This is a genomic window from Kitasatospora sp. HPM-01-4 (genome assembly GCF_051374625.1).
Taxonomy (GTDB): domain Bacteria; phylum Actinomycetota; class Actinomycetes; order Streptomycetales; family Streptomycetaceae; genus Kitasatospora.
In genome coordinates, this window is the sequence record NZ_JBPQGP010000005.1 from 7566287 (window position 1) to 7587981 (window position 21695).

The window sequence follows — 21695 nt, forward strand, 5'->3', positions numbered from 1 at the left end:
CCGGTGCCGGAAGCGGCCGACGCCCGAACGGGCGTCGGCCGCTTCCGCGTCGCCCCGGCTCTTCGCCCCGGACCGGATGCGGAGCGCGCCCGCCCGGCTGTCGACCGCGGTGGCTTCCGGCTGATGGCGCGAGTATGTCATCATCTGATGACATCACCTGATGACAAATGATCTCCGACAAGGGAGGGCGCATCCCATGCACACCCCGACGGGGCGGTCGGCGCGTCGGCAGCGGGCCCTGGTACCGGTCCTGGTCTTCCTCGGCATGGTGGTGGCGGTGATCAGCAGCCTCGGTGCCCCGCTGATCCCGACCATCGCCACCACCGATCACGTCTCACTCGCCGAGGCCCAGTGGTCGCTGACCATCACGATGCTGGTCGGGGCGGTCTCCACACCGGTGCTCGGCCGCCTGGGCGACGGCCCGGGGCGCCGTACGGTCACGCTCGCCGCCGCCGCCGTGGTGGTCGTCGGCAGCGTGCTGGCCGCGCTGCCGCTCGGCTTCGGGTGGCTGGTGGCGGGGCGCGCACTGCAGGGCGTCGGGCTCGGACTGACCCCGCTGGCCATCGCCACCGCGCGGGACAGCCTGCCCGCCGCGGCCTCCCGTTCGGCGGTCGCGCTGCTCTCGATCACCACCGTCGCCGGCGTCGGCCTCGGCTACCCGCTCACCGGGCTGATCGCCCAGTCCTTCGGCATCCACGCGGGCTTCTGGTTCGGTGCCGTGATCAGCGCCCTGGCCTTGGTGCTGGCCGCCCTGGTCCTGCCCCCGACCACCGACCGCGAACGGCACCCGCTGGACACGCTCGGCGCGGTGCTGCTCGGCCTGGCCCTGGCCGGGCTGCTGCTGGTGCTCAGCGAAGGGGAGACCTGGGGCTGGTCCAGCGGCCGGCTGTGGGTGCTGGCGGCCGCCTCGGTACTGCTGCTCGCCGGCTGGATCCGGCACGAGCTGCGCACCGCCCACCCGCTGGTGGAGCTGCGCACCCTGACCAACCGGGTGGTGCTCACCGCCGACGTGGCCGGCCTGGTCGCGGGCGTCGGGATGTACCTGCTGATGTCGCTGGTGATCCGCTATGTGCAGACCCCCACCGGTACCGGCTACGGCCTGGGTGCCTCGGTGGTGGTCGCGGGCCTGGTGCTGCTGCCGTTCTCGGTGGTCAGCGTGATGTCCAGCAAGGTGGTCCCGGTGCTGATACGGCGCACCTCGACCGCCGTGGTGCTGCCGCTGGGCTGCGCGGTCTCGCTGGTTTCGGTGCTGCTCTTCCTGGTCGCCCGCGACCGCCTGTGGGAACTCCTGGTGGTGATGGCGATCGCCGGGCTGGGCGTCGGCTGCACCTTCGCGGTGATGCCGGGACTGATCGTCGGCTCGGTGCCCGCCCGTGAGGTCGGCAGCGCGGTCAGCTTCAACCAGGTGCTGCGCTACGTCGGCTACTCCACCGGCAGTGCGCTCTGCGGCGCCGTGCTCCAGGCGCACACCGCGCCGGGGCAGCTGCTGCCCACGGACGGCGGCTACCGGGATGCCGCGCTGATCGGCTGCGCGGTGTGGGTGGTGATCGGGCTGGTTACCATCGTCCTGCCGCGGCGCAGCGCCCCGGTTGCCGGCCGGGCCGGCGTGGACGAGGAGCTGATGGTGGACGAGAGCATCGCCGACATCGCGCCGGGCGAGGCCGAGGTGCCCCTCCTGGGTGCCCGGGCCGAGCGGTGACCGAGACGGGGGCCCCGGCCGGCGGGTCGGCCCCGGACGACGGTACGCCGCCCGCGCCGCCCCGGCGCCGGGACGCCGCCCGCAGCCGGGAGCTCCTGGTCCAGGCGGCGATGGAGCTCTTCGCCGACCGCGGCTTCGAGCGCACCACCACCCGGGAGATCGGTGAACGGGCGGGTGTGGACCCGGCGTTGATCGCCCGGTACTTCGGCAGCAAGATGCAGCTCTACCTGGCCGCGGTGCGGGTCGAGGTGGGTGACGCGGTGCCGGCCGACCTGCTGGACGAGGACCGGCTGCGCGGCCTGCTGGAGCGGTTCTCCCGGCGCGGCCCCGGCCCGTCCTTCCAGGCCGCGGTGCTGCCCGGCGACAACACCGAGGTGCAGCAGGCCGCCCGCACCCACCTCCACGAGCGACTGGTGCACCCGCTGTGCGAGCGGTTCACCGACGAGCAGGCGGACCGGCCGCAGCTTCGGGCCGAGCTGGCGGCGGCGGCCTTCGCCGGGGTGGTCCTGGCCCGCTCCAGCGGGGCGTTCCCCGAGCTGGCCGAGGCGGAGCCGGAGGAGCTGCTGCCGATGCTGCACGACCTGCTGGCCGCGAGCCGCCCGGCACAGTCACGGTGAGGCGCCGGGCGCGGTGAGGCGCCCGACACAGTGATGTGCCGGGCCCGGTGAGGCGCCGCGCCCGGTGATGTGCCTGCCACGGTGACGCCACGGTGGTCTGCCCGCCCCGGCGGCGCCGGATCGACACCGGACGGGCGGCACCGCTCGCGGATCCGGCGCCGGGGGAGCAGCGTGGAAGGTGATCGCGAGTGCGGTGAGGTGGTGCGCTGTGGACCGGAACGAATCGGCTGCCCGGGAATCGGCCGCCCGTGACCCGGCTGCCCCTGCCCCCGCTCCCCGCGTCGTGGTCGGCGTCGACGGTTCGCCGTCGTCGGGTGCCGCGCTGCGCTGGGCGGTCCGGCAGGCCGCGCTGATCGGTGGGACCGTGGAGGCCGTGAGCGCCTGGGAGCCGCCGGTGGCGTACGGCTGGAACGCGCCGGTGGTCGACACCAGTCTCGACGAGGAGAACGCCCGTCGGCTGCTCACCACGGAGCTGCGCGAGGTGCTCGGGGACCGGTGCCCGGTGGAGCTGAAGCCGCGCCTGGTGCTCGGAAACCCGGCCGCCGTACTGCTCGACGCGGCGGTCGGCGCCGAACTGCTGGTGGTGGGCAGCCGGGGGCGCGGCGGCTTCGCCCGGGCGCTGCTGGGTTCGGTGAGCCAGCAGTGCGCACTGCACGCGACCTGTCCGGTGGTGATCGTCCGCCCGGACTGAGCCCGATCGCGACTGAGCCCGATCGCGGACCGAGCCCGGCCGACCGGAGCGGACCCGAGCGCCCACCGCCCCGAACGCGTCCCGGCACAGAGGGAGAGAAGCCACGGTGAACGAGAACGCCGAGCCCGCAGCGGCCGCCGTCCGGCATCCGGATCCGCGCGCCATCGCGCAGCGCATCGCCGATCGAAGGCGCCAACTCAATCTCACCGAGGAGGAGTTGGCGAATCACGCCGCGATGTCGACCGGCTACCTGCGGCATCTGATCGAGTGGGGGCCCGAGTTCGACCGCGGTGGCTTCCTCCGGATCGCCGCCGCACTGCGGTGGACCTACCGGGAGCTGGTCCAGGGGCGGAGCGACCCCCCGCCCGGGCAGACCGGGCCGGCGCCGCGCCCGGTCCTCATCCACCTCACCGAGCCCGAGTGCTGGGAGAAGCTCGGCACCCACGGCATCGGCCGGGTCGCCCTGCCGGTCCAGCCCGGCCCGGAGGTGTTCCCCGTCAACTACACCGTCGACGCCGGAACCGTCGTCTACCGTACGGACCCGCGGGGCGCCGCGGCCGCGGGCGAGGCCTCGGCGCTGTCCTTCGAAGCGGACCGCATCGACGACCGCCTGAGCCGGGGGTGGAGCGTACTGATCACCGGTACGGCCGAGCGCATCGTGGATCCCCAGGTGGTGGAGCGCCTCGCGCAGCTGCCCGGTGCCGAGTCATGGGCCGGCGGGAGTCGCCCGCTGTGGATCCGGATCCGGCCGGAACAGATCACCGGCCGGCGCATCGGGACCATGTGAGCGGCGCCGGGTGCGGCCGTGCTCGGGGAGCTCCGGGCCTTGAGTTCCATCGGCCGGGCTCGGGCGGTGCGTGACCACGGGCCCGCCGGCGCAACCGCCGGGCGGACGGCCCGCTACCGCTGGGGAACCGCCTCGGGCACCTCCCGGGGCAGCGCCTGCGAGGCCCAGATGACCTTGCCGGTGGCGGTGTAGCGGGTGCCCCAGTGCTCGGCGAACTGGGCGACCAGGAACAGTCCGCGGCCCCCTTCGTCCGTGCTGGCCGCGTAGCGGAGATGGGGTGAGGTGCTGCTGGTGTCCGAGACCTCGCAGGTCAGCTGGCGGTCGCGGAGCAGGCGCACCTGGATCGGGCCGCCGGCGTAGCGGATGGCGTTGGTGGTCAGTTCGCTGAGGATGAGCTCGGTGTTGAAGGCCAGATCCGCCAGGTCCCACTCGTCCAGCTGCCTGGTGACGGCGGCCCGGGTGCGGGCGACCGCGGCCGGGTCGGTCGGTACGTCCCAGCTGGCCACCCGGTCGTCGGCCAGCACCCGGGTGCGGGCGACCAGCAGGGCGATGTCGTCGCCCGGCTCGGCGGGCAGCAGGGCGTCCAGGACCGCGTCGCAGGTCTCGGCCGGCGGCCGGCCGGGGGCGGCCAGGGCCCGGCGCAGCAGCTCCAGCCCGGTGTCGATGTCACGGTCGCGGCTCTCGACCAGTCCGTCGGTGTAGAGCACCAGCTGGCTTCCCTCGGGCAGCCGCAGGTGCCCGGTCTCGAAGGGCAGGCCGGCCAGGCCGAGCGGTGGTCCGGCCGGCAGGTCGGGGAACTCCGCGGTGCCGTCCGGGTGGACCAGGGCGGGCGGGAGGTGGCCGGCCCTGGCCAGGACGCACTCCCCGGAGACCGCGTCGTAGACCGCGTACAGGCAGGTGGCGCCGGTGATCGCGGTGTGGCCGCCGACGGCCGCCTCGTCCTGGTCGATCCGGTGGACCAACTCGTCCATGTGCCCGAGGAGTTCGTCGGGCGGCAGGTCCAGGGCGGAGAAGTTGTGGACCGCCGTCCGCAGCCGTCCCATGGTGGCGGCGGCGTGTACGCCGTGGCCGACCACGTCGCCCACGACCAGCGCCACCCGGGCGCCCGGAAGCGGGATGACGTCGAACCAGTCGCCCCCCACCTCGGCGTGCGCCGGAAGGTAGCGGTAGGCGATGTCCAGGGCGTCCTGCGCGGGCAGGCCGCGCGGCAGCAGGCTGCGCTGCAGGGCGACGGCCATGGCGTGCTCGCGGGTGTAGCGGCGGGCGTTGTCGACGCACAGCGCGGCCCTGGCGCCGAGCTCCTCGGCCACCGACAGATCGTCCTGTTCGAACGGTTCGGGCTTGGTCGAGCGCCAGAAGTTGGCCATGCCCATGATGATGCCCCGCGCCTTGAGCGGAACGGTGATCAGCGAGTGGATGCCGTAGGCCATGATCTGCTCGGTCAGTACCGGATCCTGGGCCCGCCAGCCGGACTCCCGCACCAGGTCGGGTGCGAGCACGGCGTGTCCGCTGCGGAAACCCCGAGCCTGCGGGGTGGACGGCTTGAACGTGATCAGGTCGCCGACCCGGTACAGGGGTGCGTCCGGGTGGATGCCGTGGACCGCCGTGCGCCGCATGTCCGCGTCCGGGCCGGTCGGCTCCTCACCGCGCAGTACGGGATCCGCCAGATCGACGGTGGCGAAGTCGGCGAAGCGGGGAACGGCGAACTCCGTCAGCTCCTCGGCGGTCCGCACCACATCCAGGGTGGTGCCGATCGCCGCGCCCGCGTCGTACAGCAGCCGCAGGCGCCGCCGTGCCTCGTCCGCCCTGCCGGAGAGCAGCCGCAGTTCCGTGGTGTCCCGCAGGGTCGCCACGAAGCCGGGCGGGCCCCCGTCGAGGTCGGTGGGTCTCAGGTTGACGGCCAGCAGCCGGTCCCCGGCCGGGTGCACCTGGTCGGTGGCGGTGTCCCCGGAGGCCAGCAGCGCGGCGGTGCGCGGGTCGAGCCCGAGGTCGGTGACGGCGCGGCCCTCGGCGTCCGGGGGCAGGGCCAGCAGGCGGCGCGCCTCGTCGTTGGCGAGGGTGAGCCGGCGGTCGCCGTCGACGATCAGCACGCCCTCGCGGACGGCGTGCAGCACCGCGTCATGGTGCTCGTACATCCGGGTGATCCCGGAGGGCCCGAGACCGTGGGTCTGCCGCCGCAGCCGCCTGCTCACCAGCGCCGCGCCGCCGGTGGCCAGGGCCAGTGCGGCCCCTGCCGAGCCGAGCAGCAGCGGCAGTTGGCGGTCGGCCACCCCGCTCACCGAGCTGATCGTGATGCCGGCGGAGACCAGCCCCGCGACCGAGCCGCCGGGCCTGGTGACGGGAACCACCGAGCGCACGGACGGTCCCAGGGTCCCCGCGTAGGTCTCGGTGACGGTCCCGCCGGCGACGGCCGGCGCGATGGTGCCGATGTAGTGCTTCCCGATCTCGCTGGGGTTCGGATGGGTGAGGCGGATCCCGTCCGGTGTCATGACGACGATGAAGTCCACCCCCGACGCCCGCCGGGCCGCCTCGGCCCGTGGCTGCAGGACGGCGCTCGGATCGGGCGCGGCCAGCGCGGCCAGTATCCCTGGTGAGTGGGCGAAGGTCTGGGCGACCGCCAGCGACCTGTTGCGGGCCTCCTGGGTGCTGTCCCGCCGGGCCTGCACCAGAAGCTCCACCACCGCGGCGACGATCAGCAGCAGCACGATCGCCACCTGCAGGACGAACACCTGACCGGCGATGCTGTGCACCCCCGACGCCCGGGTCCTACGCCCCGCGGTCGAAGCGGCGCCGTCGGGCCCGCCCCGCGACCGCCGCGTGTCCACGGAGACACCGCCCGGCCGTTGGCGCGCGCGCCGACGGCTTGGCCACAGGCCGGCGAAAGAAGGGGCCGACTGGGCCCATCGGCCCAGAAATCGGACCATATCCTCATTTAAGCACTGCCTCTGAGTGCCGCCCTCCCGGTGCTCCGGGCCCGACCGGGGCGAAGGCGTGCCCGGCGAGTTCCCACCCCGGCGCGCGGGCGTCAGCCGGCGGCATCCGCCGGTTTTGGAGGGTGCAGCCAGGGGCTGCGGGAGTAGAGCAGCGCCACCACGGCGGTGCACCCGGCCACGGCGAGCAGGACCGGGCCGGGCCCGCCGGCCAGTGACGCGGCGCCCGCCAGCCCGCCCGCGAACATGCCCGCGACGGTCGCCACCCGCTGGACGCCGGTCAGAGCGGTGGGGCCGGTCCCGGGCGGGTGGGTGCCGGCGATCAGCCTGACCAGGGAGGCCTGGACCAGGGTGGTCGGCATCTCCGGGACCCTGGTCTGCAGCACGATCCGGTTGCGCCAGCCCATGGCGAGCGTGATCAGGACGGATGCGACGACGGCGTCCGAGGCGCGCGGGAAGCCGGTGCCGGCGGTGGCGACGGAGTACGCGCCGGCCGTGGTGACCACCGCGGACTCCACCAGCAGGCCCACGGCGAACCAGCGCCGCCCCTGCCGCAGACGGCGGGCGATCACCAGATGCGCGCCGACCGCACCGAGGACGAACCCCGCGAGCGCCATTCCCGGGCGGGCGACGGGCAGGTGCCCGGGGCCGGCGACACCGAAGGCGAGCAGCAGCAGGTTGCCGGTGGCCAGGGCCGCGAAGGCGTGCCCGAGGGCGAGGAAGCTGACGGCGTCGATCACACCACTGGTCACGGTCAGGGCGGTGAGCACCGCGGTGACGCGGACCTCGATCCGGACGGGCATGGCGCTCCTCGCTGCGCACGGCGGACGGCGGGGCAGGACGGCAGGCAGGACGGCGGGGCGGACGACGCGGCGGACCACAGCGCGGGCCCGCCGCGTCCTCGCGTCCTCCAGGCTGGCCTGCCCGGGCCGTGGCGGCGAGGACAACACACCGCCCCGCGGGCGGCGGCGTCCCGACCGGTCACGGCAGCGGGTACGGCTCCGGGCCGCCCGGGAGTGCCGGGGTGCGGCCCGGCCGTCGGAGCCCGCCCGCCGCCGCGGGGAGCCGGCGACCGGCCGCCGGCTCTCCGCTCGGCCCGGGCAGGCCGGCTTCGCGACTGCCGGACACCCCCCGGGGCGTCAGGCGCCGAGGACGGCCAGGTCCAGCAGCCGGAGGCGGGCGGGGTCGGCGATCACCTCGTACGCGTTGATCCGCTCGCCGTCGACCGTGAACGTGAGGGCGAGGAGCAGCCGTCCGCGCGGGGCCACGACGACGCCCACCGCCCCGTTCACGAGGGCGGGTTCGGCGAACCGCGAGCGGCGGCCGAAGACCACCGTCTGCTCCGCCACGGTGCGCGCGCCGGTGGCCGTGGTCGCGACGCCCGGCGGCAGAGCGGCCCGGTCCGCGCGGCGGACGACGTCCGGGGCCAGGACCGCCAGGAGGGCGTCCAGGTCGCCGGCGCGGGCGGCGGCGAGGAAGGCCTCGACGACCCGTCGCTGGCGGGCGAGGTCGGCGGCGGGAACGGCGGTGGTACCGCGCACCTTCCGGCGGGCCCGGCTGGCGAGCTTCTTCGCCGTCACCGGTGTGCGCTCCACGATGGGAGCGATCTGCTCGAACGGCACCGCGAAGGTGTCGTGCAGGACGAAGGCGATCCGCTCGGCCGGGGCCAGGCGGTCGAGGACCACCAGCATCGCCCGGCCGACCGAGTCGCGCAGCACCGCTTCCTGTTCCGGGTCGCCCGGGCCTCCGGTGTCGCGGTCGTCCCAGAGGTGGTCGGGGATCCGCTGCCCGACCGGTTCCTCACGTCGTGACGTGCGCGAGCGCAGCATGTCGAGGCAGACCCGGGAGACGACCGTCCGCAGCCAGGCGGGCAGGTTCTCGATGCCGTCGGCGTCGGTGCGGCAGAGCCGCAGCCAGGCCTCCTGGACGGCGTCGTCCGCCTCGCTGAGCGAGCCGAGCATCCGGTACGCGGCCGTCCTCAGGAGGCCCCGACTCGCCTCGAACCGCTCCGCCAGCCGGTCCTGCTCGTCCATCGGTCACCTTTCGCCGTCGGGATCCGTCGACTCTATGACGCGCCCGACCGGGCCGAGGTGACTGCGGCCCGCTCAGGGTCCGCCCGGCGGCCTTGACGACGAGGAGACACCAGCCATGACCATCACCGTGCCGACCGCCCTCGACCAGCCGCTGCTGCGACCGGTGGACCTGGGAGACCTCCACCTCCCCAACCGGGTGGTGATGGCGCCGACCACGCGGGCCCGCGCGGCCAACGAGGGGCTGGTGCCGACCGGGATGCACGCCGCCCACTACGGCCAGCGCGCCAGCGCCGGACTGATCATCACCGAGGCGACCTGGGTCAGCGAGCAGGCCATCGGTTTCGTCAACGTCCCGGGTGTCTACAGCGCGGAGCAGGTGGCCGGGTGGCGGCGGGTCACCGATGTCGTGCACGCCCTCGGCGGCCGCATCGTGCTGCAGCTCTGGCACACCGGCGCCGCCTCGCACCCCGACCACCTCGGCGGACGGCTGCCCGCCGGGCCGTCGGCGGTCAACCCCCGGGTGAAGGCCTTCACCCCCGGCGGATTCAAGGAGACCGTCACTCCCCGGGAGATGACCGAGGCCGACATCGCGGCGGCGGTCGCCGACTACGGTGCCGCGGCCGAGAACGCCCGACGCGCGGGGTTCGACGGCGTCGAGGTCGGCGCCCACGGCTCGTTCCTGATCGCGCAGTTCCTGAACCCGCGGCTGAACCGCAGGACCGACCGGTACGGCGGCGACCGCACCGGCCGGCAGCGGCTGCTCCTCGAGATCGTCGACGCGGTCGCCGCGCCGTGGGACGGACGTCGGGTGGGCGTCCGCCTGGGGCCGTACCTGGTCCCGGGGGAGCTGTTCCGGCCCGACGAGGAGATGCTCGCCGACTACGACGAGCTCGTGACGGAGCTCAACGACCACCCCGTGGCCTACCTGCACCTGCGCGGACGGGACCTCGCCGGGCAGGACGCCGCCCCCGACTTCGCCGCGATCGAACGCTACCGACGGCGGTTCCACGGTCCCCTGATCGCGAACAACGGCTTCGACCGGGAGTCCGCGAACGCCGTCATCGAGGCCGGGCTCGCCGACGCCGTGTCCTTCGCCACCCACTTCATCGCCAACCCCGACCTCGTCACCCGGTTCGCCCTGGGGCGGGCCCTGGCGGTCTCGAACCGTGACACCTACTACTCCGGCGGAGCCAACGGCTACCTCGACTACCCCGTCAGCGGCTGGGCGGACGGTGCCGAGGCGTGATGCCGGGGCCGGTGGCGCCGGTGCCGACGGCCCCGGTCAGGGGCGCGGCTCGACGGGCGTGAGCACCCCGAGCCGCGCCTCGATCGCGGCCGCCGCCCGGAGGCACAGGTCCTCGCGGTACATCGCGCCGATCACCTGCACCCCCAGCGGCAGCCCGCCCGCGACGCCGACGGGCACCCCGACCGACGGCACTCCGACGAAGGTGGCCGCCCGGCACAGCCGGGCCGCCGCGAAGGTCCGGATGTTGTCCTCGACGCTGCGCAGCAGGGTCCCGGGCGCGGGCGGCAGCCCGGTGTACGAGGAGCCGAGCAGCAGCGGGAAGCGTTCGAGGAGCTCCGCCCAGTCGCGCTGGATACCGAGGCGCAGGCCGGGCAGCGCGACGTACTCGGCGAGGCCGACGGGCGGGGCCTCCTCCAGCGAGTACTCGACGTGCCGGGCGCTGTCGTCGGTGAGCAGCTGCCGGACAGCCGGCCAGACCAGGCTGAACTCGGTGTAGGTCAGCGCGCGGTAGCCGGCCACGGCCTCCCGCAGCCGGGGCACCTCGACCTGTTCGACCCGGTAGCCGGCGTCCGCCAGCGCGGCGGCCGCCGCGTCGATCCCGGCGAGCACCTCGGGGTCCGGCTCGGGTCCGTCCGGATCGACCACCACGCCGACCCGTACCGGTGCCGTGGGCGGCGGGCCGTCGAGCGGGACCGGGACCGAGCGCGGGTCCTGCGGGTCGCGGCCGGCCAGCACCTCGTAGGCGGCGCGCAGATCCGCCACGGTCCGGGCGACCGGCCCGTCCACCGGGAGCAACTGGGTGGCGAGGGTGGGCTCCTGAGGACCGATCCGGTGGTCCATCGGGAACCTGCCGTAACCGGGCCTGAGCGTGGCCACGCCGTTGAACGCGGCCGGGATGAGCAGCGAGCCGCCGGAGTCGTTGCCGAGCCCGAGCGGCGCCATGCCGGTGGCCACCGCCACGGCGTCGCCCCCGCTGGTACCGCCCGGGGTCCGGGCCGGATCCCAGGGGTTGCGGGTGTCCCCGTACAGGGTGCTGACGGTGTGCAGGCCGCCAAGTGTCATGTCGGGCAGGTTGGTTCGCCCGACCGGGATCGCGCCCGCCGCGCGCAGCCGCCGTACGGGCGGGGCGTCCGCGGCGGGCACGAAGTCCCGGAAGCGCGGAACGCCGAAGGTGGTCGCCGAGCCGGCGACGTGGATGTTCTCCTTCACAGTGAACGGGACCCCGGCGAGCGGGCCCAGGGGCTCACCCGCCGCGCGGCGGCGGTCGGTCTCGGCGGCAGCCCGGCGGGCGCCGTCGGCCAGCGGGTTGGTCACGGCGTTGACGGCCGGGTTCACCGCGGCGATCCGCTCCAGGTGGGCCTCGGTCACCTCCAGGGCGCTGACCTCGCCGTCGGCGACGGCCGTCGCGAGCGCCGTCGCACTCAGTCTCCACAGTTCGGTGTCCATGTCCGCTTCCACTCTCCTCGCTCGGGCAGGATTGCATGCGATTACGTATATGGATACAGATCTGTATCTGAATGCGCAATCGAATATGGAACCACCGGTCACAGGAGGCCGCGAAGAGGCGGGAAGTGGCCGGGAAGGCCTCGGCGGTGCATTGACACCCGGCCGGAAAGACCCCAGACTCCTCGGGCCGACCCGCCGTGACGCGGCGTGGCCCGGCGGCACGGGAGAGACCCGGAGGCGGCCCGGGGGAGTCGCGAGGTCCGGGACGACGTCCCCGGCATCGGCCGAGGTAGCGGCCGGGCCGGGCTTCCCGCAACGGAGGTGGCGATGAGTCAGGCCGACGGCGGTACGAGGTACGGAGCGGGTGAGCCGGCCGCCCTCGACAGGTACAGCAGCGGGGTGCTCAGCCATGAGCGGCCGACCGAGCTGGAGCGGCTGCGGGCGCTGGAGCGGATGTCGGACGCCTGGACTCGGCAGACTTTCGCGGACCGTGGACTGCGTCCCGACTGGCGGTGTCTGGAGCTGGGCGCCGGGGCGGGAAGCGTCGCCCGCTGGCTGGCCGGACAGTGCCCGGACGGCCGGGTCGTGGCCCTCGACGTCGACACCCGCTTTCTCGACGCCGGATGGGCGAAGAACCTGGAGGTGGTGGAGGGGGACCTGCGGGAGACCGAGTTCCCGCCCGGCTCCTTCGATCTGATCCACGCCCGCGCACTGATGATGCATCTGCCGCAGCCCGAACGGATCATCGCCAGGGTGGCGCGCTGGCTGGCCCCCGGCGGCTGGCTGGTCCTGGAGGATCCGGTCAACTTCACCACCGACTCCTCGCCGTACCCGGCCTGGCAGCGCATCATGCGCGCCCTGGAGGACGCGCTCTCCGCCCAGGGAACCGATCTGACCTGGGCGCGCAGGCGGCAGACGGCGGCCCTGGCGGACGCCGGACTGACCGAACTCGGCCTGGCCCTGCAGCCGTTGATCGTCGGTGACGGCGGCGCCGCCGACGCCTTCATGCGGCTCTTCTTCGAGCAGGTCGGCCCCGGCCTGGTCGGACAGAACCGGCTCACCGCCGACCAACTCGCCGAAGGGCTGGCGCTGTTGGACGATCCCCGGTTCCTGGACGTCACCCACACCTATCTGGTCGGCTGGGGGCGCCGCCCCTGAGCCATGGATGCCGTGGACAGCGGCGTGCACCGAACCGTCCATCAACTCGCTTCAACATAAGGAGCGTTGGCGGATGACAGACTCGCGCTGACCGGTGGGCCTGGAGCGTTCGCCGACTTGTGGGTACGTTGGGCCGGACACGGTCGGCCACCAGGGCGGGGGGAAGAGGTCACATGGCCACGGCACAGCCGGCTCGGTGGCGCGGACCGGCGGTGCTCGCGGGCCTGATGCTGGCGGCGTTCACCTTCAACACCACGGAGAACCTGCCGATCGGGCTGCTCAAGCTGATCTCGGCGGACCTCGGGGTGTCGCTGCCGGCGGTCGGATACCTGGTCACCGGCTACGGACTGACGGTCGCCGTGGTCTCACTGCCGATCGCCCACGTCACCCGGGCGATGCCGCGCCGCCATGTGCTCAGCGGGCTGCTCGCCGCGCTGGTGCTCTCCAGTCTGCTCGCCGCGGCGGTCTCCTGCTACTGGCTGCTGCTGGCCGCCCGGCTGGTCACCGCGCTCGCCCAGGCGCTGTTCTGGGCGGTGATGGGACCGGTCGCGGTCGGCCTGTTCCCGCCTGCGGCAAGGGGGCGGGTGATCGGCGTACTGTCGGTCGCCGGCTCGCTGGCCCTGGTCCTCGGTGTGCCCGCGGGCAGCTGGTTGGGCCGGCGGACCACCTGGCAGCTCCCGCTCGTGGTACTGGCCGGACTCGGCCTGCTCTCCCTGCTCACCGTCGCCCTGCTGCTGCCGACCTCCCGCCCCGAGGACGGGCACGCCGCCCACGGAGCCGCCCCCGACACCCGCCGGTTCGCGATCGTGCTGGCGACCACCGCCCTGTCCGTCACCGGCGCGTTCACCGGCTACACCTACCTGGTGGCCTTCCTCGGTGCGGTGAGCGGCTTCTCCGACACCGCGATCAGCGCACTGCTGCTGCTCTCCGGCGTCGCGGGCGTGATCGGAGTGAGTGCCACGGGCCCGCTGCTGGACCGCTTCCCGCGCGGCACCCTGATCGCCCCGGTCGCCACCCAGGCGGCGGGAATGCTGGGCCTGTACACGGCCGGAGGCTCCAAGCCGGTCGCGGTCGCGGCCCTGGCACTGGTCGGCGGCTCGCTCGGACCGGTCTTCACCGCCACCCAGAACCAGGTGCTGCGCTGCGCCCCCGGCCGTACCGAGATCGCGCTCGCGGCCAACTCCGGTGCGTACAACGCCGGGATCGCGGCCGGCGCCCTGCTCGGCGCGCTGGTCCTGCACGGCACGTCGGTACGGCCCACCTTCCTGGTGGGCGGGCTGCTCACCCTCGCGGCACTCGCGGTGCTGCTGGTCGGCGGTCAGCCGCTGCCGAGGCGGACGGCCTTCACCAGGAGCAGGACGGCGCTCAGGACGAGGTAGCCGCGCAGGGCGAGCATGCCCAGGCGCAGCCCCGGGGACCAGTGGACCGGCTTGAGCAGGGCCAGCGGCGGCATCCGCCAGGCGAGTTTCTCGGGAGCGGAGAGTACGGGTACCGGCGCCCGCCGGGCGTCCGGCCGGCGCCGGCCCGCCAGCCACAGGGCACCGGCCGCCGCGGCCAGCCCCGTGACCAGGATGACGGCCAGCCAGACGGTCAGTGCCTTGACGTCGACGGCGGGGAAGAGCGTGGTGAGCATGAGGGTTCCGGAGAGCAGCAGCAGAACGGCGATGATCAGCGTGGCGATGAGGTTGAGCCAGCGCGGGTTGACCCAGGGGCCGAGCACCTCGGGGTCGTTGCAGAGCAGCAGCAGGAAGACGCTGGCGGAGGGCAGCAGCAGCCCGGCCAGGGCCTGCACGGCCTCGGTGATCACACCCAGCGGTGCGCCGGGGATGAGCACGATCGCGGCGGCCAGCAGCACCATCAGGCTGTAGGAGGCGTAGAACTGCTTGGCCTCGCCGAAGCCGCGGTGCAGCGAGTGGCGCAGGTTGAACACGTCGCCGAAGGCGTAGCTGGTGGAGAGGGTGACGGCCGCCGCGCCGATGATGCTGGCGTCCAGCAGTACGACGGCGAACATCACGGCGAGGGCCTGGCTGTGCTGTTCCAGGGCGCGGGCGACGCCTGCCGCGTCGGTGAAGTTCCCCGCGAAGGGCGTCCCGCGGGCGGCGAAGTCGGCGATCATGACCAGTGCCGCGGCGCCGGTCACCACCACGATCGAGCCGATCACGGTGTCGGCGCGCTCGTAGTTGACGAAGCGCGGCGTGATGCGCTTGTCGATGACGTTGGACTGCTGGAAGAACAGCTGCCAGGGCGCCACCGTGGTGCCGACGACCGCGATGATGAGCAGGACGGCGTCGCTGGTGATGCCGCCCTGGATGCCCGGGACCACGAAGGAGCGGGCGGCGCGGCCCCACTGGGGCTCCGCGAGCAGGGTGAGCGGAACGAGCAGCAGGCTGATCGCGATGAGTGCGAACATCGCCCGCTCCCAGCGGCGGAACGAGCCGCTCGCGGTGACGGCGATCAGCAGCAGCGCGGCGATCGGCACCACGAGGTACTTGGAGGCGCCCAGGTAGGCGGAGGCCAGCGAGATTCCGATGAACTCGGTCACGAGGGTGAGGAAGTTGAGCACGAAGAGGTCGCCGACGCTGAACCAGCCCCAGAACCGGCCGAAGCGCTCGTTGATCAGCCGGGCGTGGCCGACGCCGGTGACCGCGCCGAGCCGTACCACCATCTCCTGGTTGACGATCAGCACCGGGATGAGCAGGAGCAGTACCCACAGCAGCGAGTAGCCGAAGTTCTGGCCGGCCTGGGCGTAGGTGGCGATGCCGCCCGCGTCGTTGTCGCCGACCATCACGATGATGCCGGGGCCGACGATCGCCAGCAGGGTCAGCAGCCTGGCCCTGAGGCCGGGGCGCTCCTCGACGTGCCCCCTGGGGACGCGCCCGAACGCGCCCTCGATGTCGCCGAGATGGGCCTCGTCGAGCACGGCGCTGGAACGCCGGGCGGGGGTCGGCCTGGGCCGGGGGCGGGGCGCGGCCCCGGGAGCGGGCGGCGGTGCCGGTTCCGGTTCTGGTTCCGGTTCCGGGGAGTGCGTCGAGGACGGTGCGGGAGAGGGGGCCGAGGACGGTGGCGACGGGGGTGAGGAGGGTGTCGAGGACGGTACCGGCCGGGGGGAGGCCGGCGGGACGCCCGGGACGGGGCGGCCCGGTTGCTCCGGTTGCTCCGGTCTCTTCGCGGGGCCGGTCATGCGTCCGCGGCCGTGTCGTCGGCCGTCCGGCGGCCCGGGTGCGGCGCGGGCTCGCGGCGGCGCCAGTCCTCGGGGATCACGGTCTCCAGGATGTCGTCGACCGTGATGACGCCGAGGATGCGGTCCCGCTCGTCCACCACGGGCACGGTCAGCAGGTTGTAGTCGGTCATCAGCAGGGCGACGTCCTCGACGTCGGTCTCAGGGAGCACCCGGACCGGCTCGGTGATCATGACCTGGTCCAGGAGGGCGTCCGGGGCGCTCTGCAGCAGGGCCACCAGGGTCGCGGTGCCGATCAACCGGGCGGCGCCCTCGGCCTGTTCGACCAGGTGGACGCTGGTGATCGCCTCCGGCTGCAGGGTGCGCGCGGCGCGCACCGACTCCAGCGCCTGGGCGACGGTGGCGGCCGGGGACGCGGTGACGAAGTCCAGCGCCATCAGCCCGCCCGCGCTGGACGGGTTGAAGCCCATCAGCGTGAGGACCTTGGCGCGCTGGCCGGCGGGCAGTGCGTCCAGTACCGGCTGACGGCGGCGCTGCGGCAGGTCGTTGATGGCGTCGGCGGCGTCGTCCGCGCGCATCCGGGAGAGCACCGCCGCGATCTGGGCGTCGTCCTTCTCCGCGAGCAGACGGGTCTGCGAGTCGGGTTCCAGCTCCTCGAAGACGTCCGCCTCCAGCTCGGGGTCGGAGTGTACGGTCTCCAGGATCTCCTCCGACTCGGTGCGGTTGGCCTCCTCCAGCAGGTCCGCGAGATCGGCCGCCTTGAGCCGGCCGAGCCGTCCGAACGGGCCGCGCACCCGGGCCGATTGAGCGTGTCCGATGAGCGGCTCGAAGGCCTTCCAGTCCCGCCAGTGCGGCTGTGACCGGCCGGGCCAGAACCCGCGGGGGCGGTGCGGATGCGTGTCCAGGCGGTCCACCACCCAGCCGTCCGGGCGCTCGCGGAGCTCCAGGTCGTGGGCGCGGACCAGTTCGACGTCGGCCACGTCGACCACCCGGTGCCCGAGCACGTCCGCACGCAGCAGCACCTCGCCCTCGCGCCGCTCGAACGGCCTCAAGTCAACGAGTTCGCTCAGGAGTTGGGTCCTCCCGCCGTCGAAGGTGGCCACCTGCTCGATCGGCAGGAACACCTCGCGCCGGCCGATCCGGACGACCAGACCCGTCACCAGCGGGTAGTCGCGGCCCCGCAGCCGGACGATCACATCGGACAGGCGGCCCACCACCTCGCCGCCGCGCCCCACCAGCGGGCGGTGCAGCAGTTGGGAGAACGAGACGAGACGATCCACAGCGCGAAGCTAGCGGAGCCCGCTTCGCCGGAGCCGTGCGTGCCGCCGCTACGCCGGGGCTTCACCCGGACGGAGCAGTCGGGGCTGCTGCACCTGCACCACAACCGCCTGCTGGGCATCGACCGGGATGCCGGGAAGCAGGCCCAGGCCATCGCCGCGGCGCGGTGGAGGAACACCGGGGGCGCCGACTGGGCCGAGGCTGAGCCCGCCCGGCGCCCTTCGGGGTGATCCGCCGCGGCGGGCCCGCGCCCAGGGGTCATCACCGGCGTCCCCCGGCGGGCGGCCGGCCACCACCGAGGTCAGGAGGATTTGACGGTGATATCGCCGTTGCTGGTGGTCAGGTCGAGCTGGTACGTACCCGCCGGGTCGTCGGTGACGCCGATGTGCCTGCCGCCGGCGTTGGTCTTCGTGGACACCTTGTAGCGTGCGGCCGGTACGGTGAGGTCGATCTTGCCGTTGGACGTCTTCGCCTGGACGTTCTGCGGTACGGCGGGGGCGAGGTCGATGGCCCCGTTGGAGGTCTGGACCTGGATCCGCCCGCCCTTGAGGCCGCGTCCGCTGATCCGGCCGTTGCTGGTCCGCACGTTGACCGGTCCCGAGACGCCGTCCAGCTCGACGCCGCCGGAGTCGGTGGTCACCGTCACCTCGCCCACCCCGGACAGGCTGATCGAACCGGCCGACGTCCCCCCGGTCACCGGGACGCCCGCCGGGACGTCGACGGTGTACGACACCGAGCAGTGGTCACCGCAGCCGTTGAGCACCAGGACGCCGTCCTCGATGCGGTAGGTCGCCCCCGTGGGCCTGTCGCCCCGGTACTCGACCTTCCGGTGGATGGGGAGGCCGCCCCCGCCGTCGCGGCCGTGCAGGACGACGCTGCCGGCCCCCATGTCCAGCCGCACGGACGTGATCTTCTCCCGCAGCGAGCCGTCGTCCTCGAAGGTCTGCCCTGGCAGAGCGTCGCAGGCACTCAGCCCGGCGGTGGCGATCGCGGCCACTGCCAGGATCCCGGGATAGCGAAGCCGCTGGCGCATGAACGTCCCCCATGGTCTGAAGAGAGGCCGGCCCTGAGTCCCCGGGCCGGTGCCCCATGAAGCTACCCGGCATGCCGTGCCCTCGACCATGGGGGAATCCCCCGATTTCGGCCTCAGGGTTCCCCCTCCAGGACGCCGTGTCAGGCCATGTGAAAGGGCCTGGCCGACGGCGGTGCCTGCGGCGCACCGGGGTGGTGCGCCGCAGGCGGAGGGGGTGCGGCATGGGTCAGCCGCCGTACACGTCCTCGACGTAGCGGCCCTGGGCGATCAGCGTCCGCAGCCAGTCCTGGGCGCCCGCGCGGTCGGCGCCGGGGGTGCGCTCCAGGTACAGGGCCTGGAAGGCGTCCCGGACGCCGGGTGCCATCCGGGCGCCGTCGCCGCAGACGTAGACCTGGGCGCCGGCGTCCAGCAGTTCCCAGACCCGGTCGGCGTCGGCGGCCAGCCGGTCCTGGACGAAGCGCCGGCCGTCGGCGGGGGCCGCACTGAAGGCGGGGCGCATGGAGACGGCCCCCTCCTGCTCGGCCGCGTGCAGTTCGGTGGCGTACAGGTAGTCGGCCTCCGGTGCGTCGCAGCCGAAGTAGCAGACGGCCGGGGGGAGTTGGACACCGTTGGCGAGGTGGGTGCGGCGGTCGGCGATGGCGCCGCGGAACGGGGCCAGGCCGGTGCCGGCGGCGATCATGATCACCGGGGTGCCGGCGCCGTGGTCGATCCGGAAGGCCTCGCGGCACGGCTGGATCCGGGCGTGCACGGTGTCGCCGGGCCGTACGGTGCTCAGGTAGCCGGAGCCGGTGCCGCGGTAGGTGCCGCGGCCGGAGCGCGCGGGAGCCTGGAGCACCGAGACCATCAGGTCGACGTGGTGCGGGTCGGCGCTCGGCGAGGACGAGACCGAGTAGTGCCGGGGCCGGATCGGGGGCAGCAGCTCCAGCAGCACCGGCCAGCCCAGCGCCCCGGCCAGGGCCGGGAAGTCCTCGATGAGGTCCAGCAGGCTGCGGTGGTCGGCCTCGCGCGCGCCGGCGTCCTCGGCGAGCGCGCGCAGGGCGGCCCGCTCGGGCGGGCAGGGGTTCGACTCGGCCAGCACGGACAGCTGTTCCGCGGTCGGGCGGTCCTGCAGCTCGACGTGGTGGGTGAGGAGTTGACGAACCGTCAGTGGACGGTCGACCGCGAGGCCGTCCCGGCGCGGGCGGTGCTGGACGATGCTGAGGACGGTGTCCGGATCGGCCCGCAGCAGCCGGGCCGCGCGTTCGACCAGGGCGGGGTCGTTGGCGGGGAGCACGGTGAGGTGGTCCCCGGTCCGGTAGCCGGTCCCCTCGGGCAGGGCGAGGCGGACCAGCCGCTTGACCCGGGGGTAGTCCGCGCGGGTGAGGCTGCCGGTCTCGGTGACGGTCATCGCGGTCATGCCGTGGCGGGCGGCCAGTGCGTCGAGGGCGCCGCCGGTGACCTCGGTGACGGTGTAGACGGGGTCGTCCTGCTCGGCCCGCGGGCCTGTGCCCACCGAGTCGGGGTCGCCGTACTGCCGCAGCAGCGCGGTGCGCAGCGCGGCGGTGAACTCCTTCACGCTGCCGGTCAGATCGCCAGAGGCGTCGGCCTCGGCCCGGTCCAGCAGCCGGGTCGCGCCGAGGGCGGCGAGGCGGTCGTCGATGAGGGTGGGGACGCGCTGGTAGGTCGCGGACCAGTTGCGGTCGCCGACACCGAGGACGGCGTAGCAGACGCCCCGCGCGGCACCCGGCTCGGCGCTCTCCAGCCACCGTACGAAGGCGGCGGCGTCATCGGTGGGCTGGCCGTTGTAGGAGGCGGCGGTGATGATGACGGGCCGGTCGGTGGGCAGCCCGGCCCGGTGGTCGTCCAGCGGAGCGGTGGCGGTGTCGAAGCCGAGCCCGGCCGCGTCGTCGGCGAGGGCTTCGGCGAAGCCGCGGCAGGTGCCGTAGTTGGAGCCGTGCAGCAGCAGCGCACCGGTGCCCCGGCGGGCCCGGGTGGGCAGTCCGGCGGAGAGGTCCGGCGCGCCCTCGGCGAGGACGGCGGCCCTGGGTGCGCGGTCGGTGCGCGGAAGCAGGGTGAGGGTGAAGCCGTTCGGCTTGATGGTCAGCGACTGCTTGAGGGTGAGCCGGTAGTCGGCGTGGTCGATCAGCCGGTACCGGTGGACCAGCATGCCGAGCAGCATGGTGGCCTCGTGCAGCGCGAACTGCCGTCCGATGCAGGCGCGTTCTCCGGTTCCGAACGGCTTGAACGCGTGCGGGGAGCGGGCCGCCTCGACCTCGGGGTCGAACCGGGCGGGGTCGAACAGCTCCGGGTTGTCGCCCCAGGCGGGGTCCCGGTGCAGCATCGGGACGATCACGCCGACGGTCTGCCCGGCGCGCACCGGGATCCGCCCGCCCAGCAGGGTGTCCTGGCGGGCGGTGCGGCCGAACCCGGGGGCCGCCGGCCACAGTCGCAGGGTCTCGTTCAGCACCTGGCGGGTGTGGCGCAGCCGGCCGATGTCCTCGAAGGTCGGATCCAACTCATCGGTGTCGCCCCACAGTTCGTCCACCTCGCGCTGCACCGCCCGCAGCGCGGACGGGTGCTTGGCCAGGTGGTGCAGGGCGAAGGCAAGGGTGCCCGAGGTGGTCTCGTGCCCGGCGATCAGGAAGGTGATCACCTGGTTGCGGATGTTCGCGAGATCCAGCGTGGTGCCGTCGCCCGGGTGCTTCGCGGTGAGCATCAGACCGAGCAGGTCCCGCTGCCCCTCGCTGCCGGACGGCTGCGCCCCGCCGCCTGAGGTGCGGGCGGCGATGACCTCGTCGACCACCGAGGCGAGGTAGTCGGCGTCGGTGCGCATCGCCTCGTCGCGCTCGCGGTGGTCGAGGGCGGGGTCACGGGTGAGCCGGGTCATCGCCCAGTCCAGGCAGCGGACCATGGAGGCGACGAACGGGTGCGGCTCGTCCCGCTCGAAGGAGCCGAAGTCGAAGCCGAACCCGGCCAGCCCGATGGTGTCCAGGGTCATCCGGGTCATGTCCTCCGCCACGTCCACCGGAGTGCCGTCCGCGGTGTGGCGGTCCCAGGAGGCGAGGAGTCTGTGGGCGACCTCCAGCATCACCGGGTGGTAGGTGCGCATCGACCCCAGCGCGAAGGCCGGCATCAGGATGTCGTGCGCCTTGGCCCAGTTGGGTTCGTCGTTGTACGCCGTGAACAGGCCGTCGCCGGTGAACTCGCGGACGTTCTCCAGCGCCGGACCGACCGCCTTGGTGAACCGCCGCTCGTCCGCCAGCTCCGTCACCAGATCCAGACCGCTCACGAAGAGGGTGTCGCGGCCGTGCAGGCGCTGCACGAAGGCCGGACCGTGGCGCCGGGCCAGCTCCATGTGCCGCACGACCGGGGTGTCGGTCAGAGCGGCGGCGGAGAGGTCGATGACGGGGACGTCGATGACGGGGACGTCGAGGACGGGAACGTCGAGGACGGGAACATCGATGACGGGAACATCGTCACCGCCGCCGGCCCGCGGTGTCAGCAGGATCTCGGTCATGGGTGAACTGCCCTCCGGGGTCGGGGAATCCGGGCTCTCGCCGCCAGGGTCCAGGCGACTTCCTCCACCTTGACGCAGCGGGGGTACCGCGCGGATCGCCCGT

Annotated in this window: 16 protein-coding genes; 8 read left to right on the forward strand and 8 right to left on the reverse strand. The window is 73.8% G+C overall.

What is annotated here, in order from left to right; genetic code table 11:
• Positions 1-196 precede the first annotated feature (196 nt).
• The 4 genes from ACSMTC_RS32785 to ACSMTC_RS32800 all read left to right on the forward strand — a co-directional run bounded on the left by ACSMTC_RS32785 (position 197) and on the right by ACSMTC_RS32800 (position 3794).
• Complete coding sequence (locus ACSMTC_RS32785) at positions 197-1699, forward strand: MFS transporter (protein WP_436563363.1); 1503 nt, start codon at positions 197-199, stop codon at positions 1697-1699.
• Entirely contained in the window at positions 1696-2316 is a 621-nt protein-coding gene (locus ACSMTC_RS32790; RefSeq protein ID WP_436563364.1) for a TetR/AcrR family transcriptional regulator, read from the forward strand. The genes ACSMTC_RS32785 and ACSMTC_RS32790 overlap by 4 nt, the downstream gene beginning before the upstream one ends.
• Positions 2317-2599: 283 nt before the next feature.
• Entirely contained in the window at positions 2600-3007 is a 408-nt protein-coding gene (locus tag ACSMTC_RS32795) for a universal stress protein (RefSeq protein WP_436564882.1), read from the forward strand.
• Between the two features lie 106 nt (positions 3008-3113).
• A complete protein-coding gene (locus ACSMTC_RS32800) occupies positions 3114-3794 on the forward strand; it encodes a helix-turn-helix domain-containing protein (RefSeq protein WP_436563365.1) in 681 nt (226 codons plus the stop codon).
• Between the two features lie 113 nt (positions 3795-3907).
• On the opposite strand, the gene ACSMTC_RS32805 is transcribed toward ACSMTC_RS32800, so the two are convergent.
• The 3 genes from ACSMTC_RS32805 to ACSMTC_RS32815 all read right to left on the reverse strand — a co-directional run bounded on the left by ACSMTC_RS32805 (position 3908) and on the right by ACSMTC_RS32815 (position 8757).
• Complete coding sequence (locus ACSMTC_RS32805) at positions 3908-6718, reverse strand: SpoIIE family protein phosphatase (RefSeq protein ID WP_436563366.1); 2811 nt, start codon at positions 6716-6718, stop codon at positions 3908-3910.
• Positions 6719-6819: 101 nt separating this feature from the next.
• On the reverse strand, positions 6820-7527 hold the full coding sequence (locus ACSMTC_RS32810; RefSeq protein WP_436563367.1) for a YoaK family protein: 708 nt from the start codon (positions 7525-7527) through the stop codon (positions 6820-6822).
• 336 nt (positions 7528-7863) lie between these two features.
• A complete protein-coding gene (locus tag ACSMTC_RS32815; RefSeq protein WP_436563368.1) occupies positions 7864-8757 on the reverse strand; it encodes a sigma-70 family RNA polymerase sigma factor in 894 nt (297 codons plus the stop codon).
• 115 nt (positions 8758-8872) lie between these two features.
• Here ACSMTC_RS32815 and ACSMTC_RS32820 point away from each other — a divergent pair, with 115 nt between their 5' ends.
• Positions 8873-10003, forward strand: coding sequence for an alkene reductase (locus tag ACSMTC_RS32820; protein ID WP_436563369.1), 1131 nt, complete (start codon positions 8873-8875; stop codon positions 10001-10003).
• 36 nt (positions 10004-10039) lie between these two features.
• Here ACSMTC_RS32820 and ACSMTC_RS32825 read toward each other — a convergent pair whose 3' ends face one another.
• On the reverse strand, positions 10040-11449 hold the full coding sequence (locus tag ACSMTC_RS32825) for an amidase (protein ID WP_436563370.1): 1410 nt from the start codon (positions 11447-11449) through the stop codon (positions 10040-10042).
• A 327-nt stretch (positions 11450-11776) separates the two neighbouring features.
• Between ACSMTC_RS32825 and ACSMTC_RS32830 the strand changes: the two genes are divergently transcribed.
• Both ACSMTC_RS32830 and ACSMTC_RS32835 read left to right on the forward strand, forming a co-directional pair.
• Positions 11777-12607: a class I SAM-dependent methyltransferase gene (locus ACSMTC_RS32830; RefSeq protein ID WP_436563371.1), complete on the forward strand. Its 831-nt coding sequence runs from the start codon at positions 11777-11779 to the stop codon at positions 12605-12607.
• A gap of 173 nt (positions 12608-12780) precedes the next feature.
• Complete coding sequence (locus ACSMTC_RS32835; protein WP_436563372.1) at positions 12781-13986, forward strand: MFS transporter; 1206 nt, start codon at positions 12781-12783, stop codon at positions 13984-13986.
• Here ACSMTC_RS32835 and ACSMTC_RS32840 read toward each other — a convergent pair.
• Together ACSMTC_RS32840 and ACSMTC_RS32845 are read right to left on the reverse strand one after the other, a co-directional pair.
• A complete protein-coding gene (locus tag ACSMTC_RS32840; RefSeq protein ID WP_436563373.1) occupies positions 13926-15527 on the reverse strand; it encodes an Nramp family divalent metal transporter in 1602 nt (533 codons plus the stop codon). The genes ACSMTC_RS32835 and ACSMTC_RS32840 overlap by 61 nt on opposite strands.
• 257 nt (positions 15528-15784) lie before the next feature.
• The gene (locus ACSMTC_RS32845) at positions 15785-17065 is read right to left on the reverse strand and encodes a magnesium transporter MgtE N-terminal domain-containing protein (protein ID WP_436563374.1); all 1281 of its coding nucleotides are present in this window, start codon (positions 17063-17065) and stop codon (positions 15785-15787) included.
• 39 nt (positions 17066-17104) lie between these two features.
• On the opposite strand from ACSMTC_RS32845, the gene ACSMTC_RS32850 reads away from it, so the two are divergent.
• The gene (locus tag ACSMTC_RS32850) at positions 17105-17293 is read left to right on the forward strand and encodes a hypothetical protein (RefSeq protein WP_436563375.1); all 189 of its coding nucleotides are present in this window, start codon (positions 17105-17107) and stop codon (positions 17291-17293) included.
• Positions 17294-17364: 71 nt separating this feature from the next.
• Here the strand turns inward: ACSMTC_RS32850 and ACSMTC_RS32855 are convergent, their stop codons facing one another.
• Positions 17365-18096 (reverse strand): DUF4097 family beta strand repeat-containing protein, encoded by a 732-nt coding sequence (locus tag ACSMTC_RS32855; RefSeq protein WP_436563376.1) that lies wholly within the window; start codon positions 18094-18096, stop codon positions 17365-17367.
• 226 nt (positions 18097-18322) lie between these two features.
• Positions 18323-21592, reverse strand: coding sequence for a bifunctional cytochrome P450/NADPH--P450 reductase (locus ACSMTC_RS32860; RefSeq protein WP_436563377.1), 3270 nt, complete (start codon positions 21590-21592; stop codon positions 18323-18325).
• Positions 21593-21695 lie beyond the last annotated feature (103 nt).

Excerpts from the sequence above, each read along its gene's own strand:
- ACSMTC_RS32815 (WP_436563368.1), bottom strand. The coding sequence starts at position 8,757 with ATGGACGAGCAGGACCGGCTGGCGGAGCGGTTCGAGGCGAGTCGGGGC.
- ACSMTC_RS32860 (WP_436563377.1), bottom strand. The coding sequence starts at position 21,592 with ATGACCGAGATCCTGCTGACACCGCGGGCCGGCGGCGGTGACGATGTT.
- ACSMTC_RS32825 (WP_436563370.1), bottom strand. The coding sequence starts at position 11,449 with ATGGACACCGAACTGTGGAGACTGAGTGCGACGGCGCTCGCGACGGCC.
- ACSMTC_RS32810 (WP_436563367.1), bottom strand. The coding sequence starts at position 7,527 with ATGCCCGTCCGGATCGAGGTCCGCGTCACCGCGGTGCTCACCGCCCTG.
- ACSMTC_RS32835 (WP_436563372.1), top strand. The coding sequence starts at position 12,781 with ATGGCCACGGCACAGCCGGCTCGGTGGCGCGGACCGGCGGTGCTCGCG.
- ACSMTC_RS32855 (WP_436563376.1), bottom strand. The coding sequence starts at position 18,096 with ATGCGCCAGCGGCTTCGCTATCCCGGGATCCTGGCAGTGGCCGCGATC.
- ACSMTC_RS32820 (WP_436563369.1), top strand. The coding sequence starts at position 8,873 with ATGACCATCACCGTGCCGACCGCCCTCGACCAGCCGCTGCTGCGACCG.
- ACSMTC_RS32830 (WP_436563371.1), top strand. The coding sequence starts at position 11,777 with ATGAGTCAGGCCGACGGCGGTACGAGGTACGGAGCGGGTGAGCCGGCC.
- ACSMTC_RS32785 (WP_436563363.1), top strand. The coding sequence starts at position 197 with ATGCACACCCCGACGGGGCGGTCGGCGCGTCGGCAGCGGGCCCTGGTA.
- ACSMTC_RS32805 (WP_436563366.1), bottom strand. The coding sequence starts at position 6,718 with ATGGTCCGATTTCTGGGCCGATGGGCCCAGTCGGCCCCTTCTTTCGCC.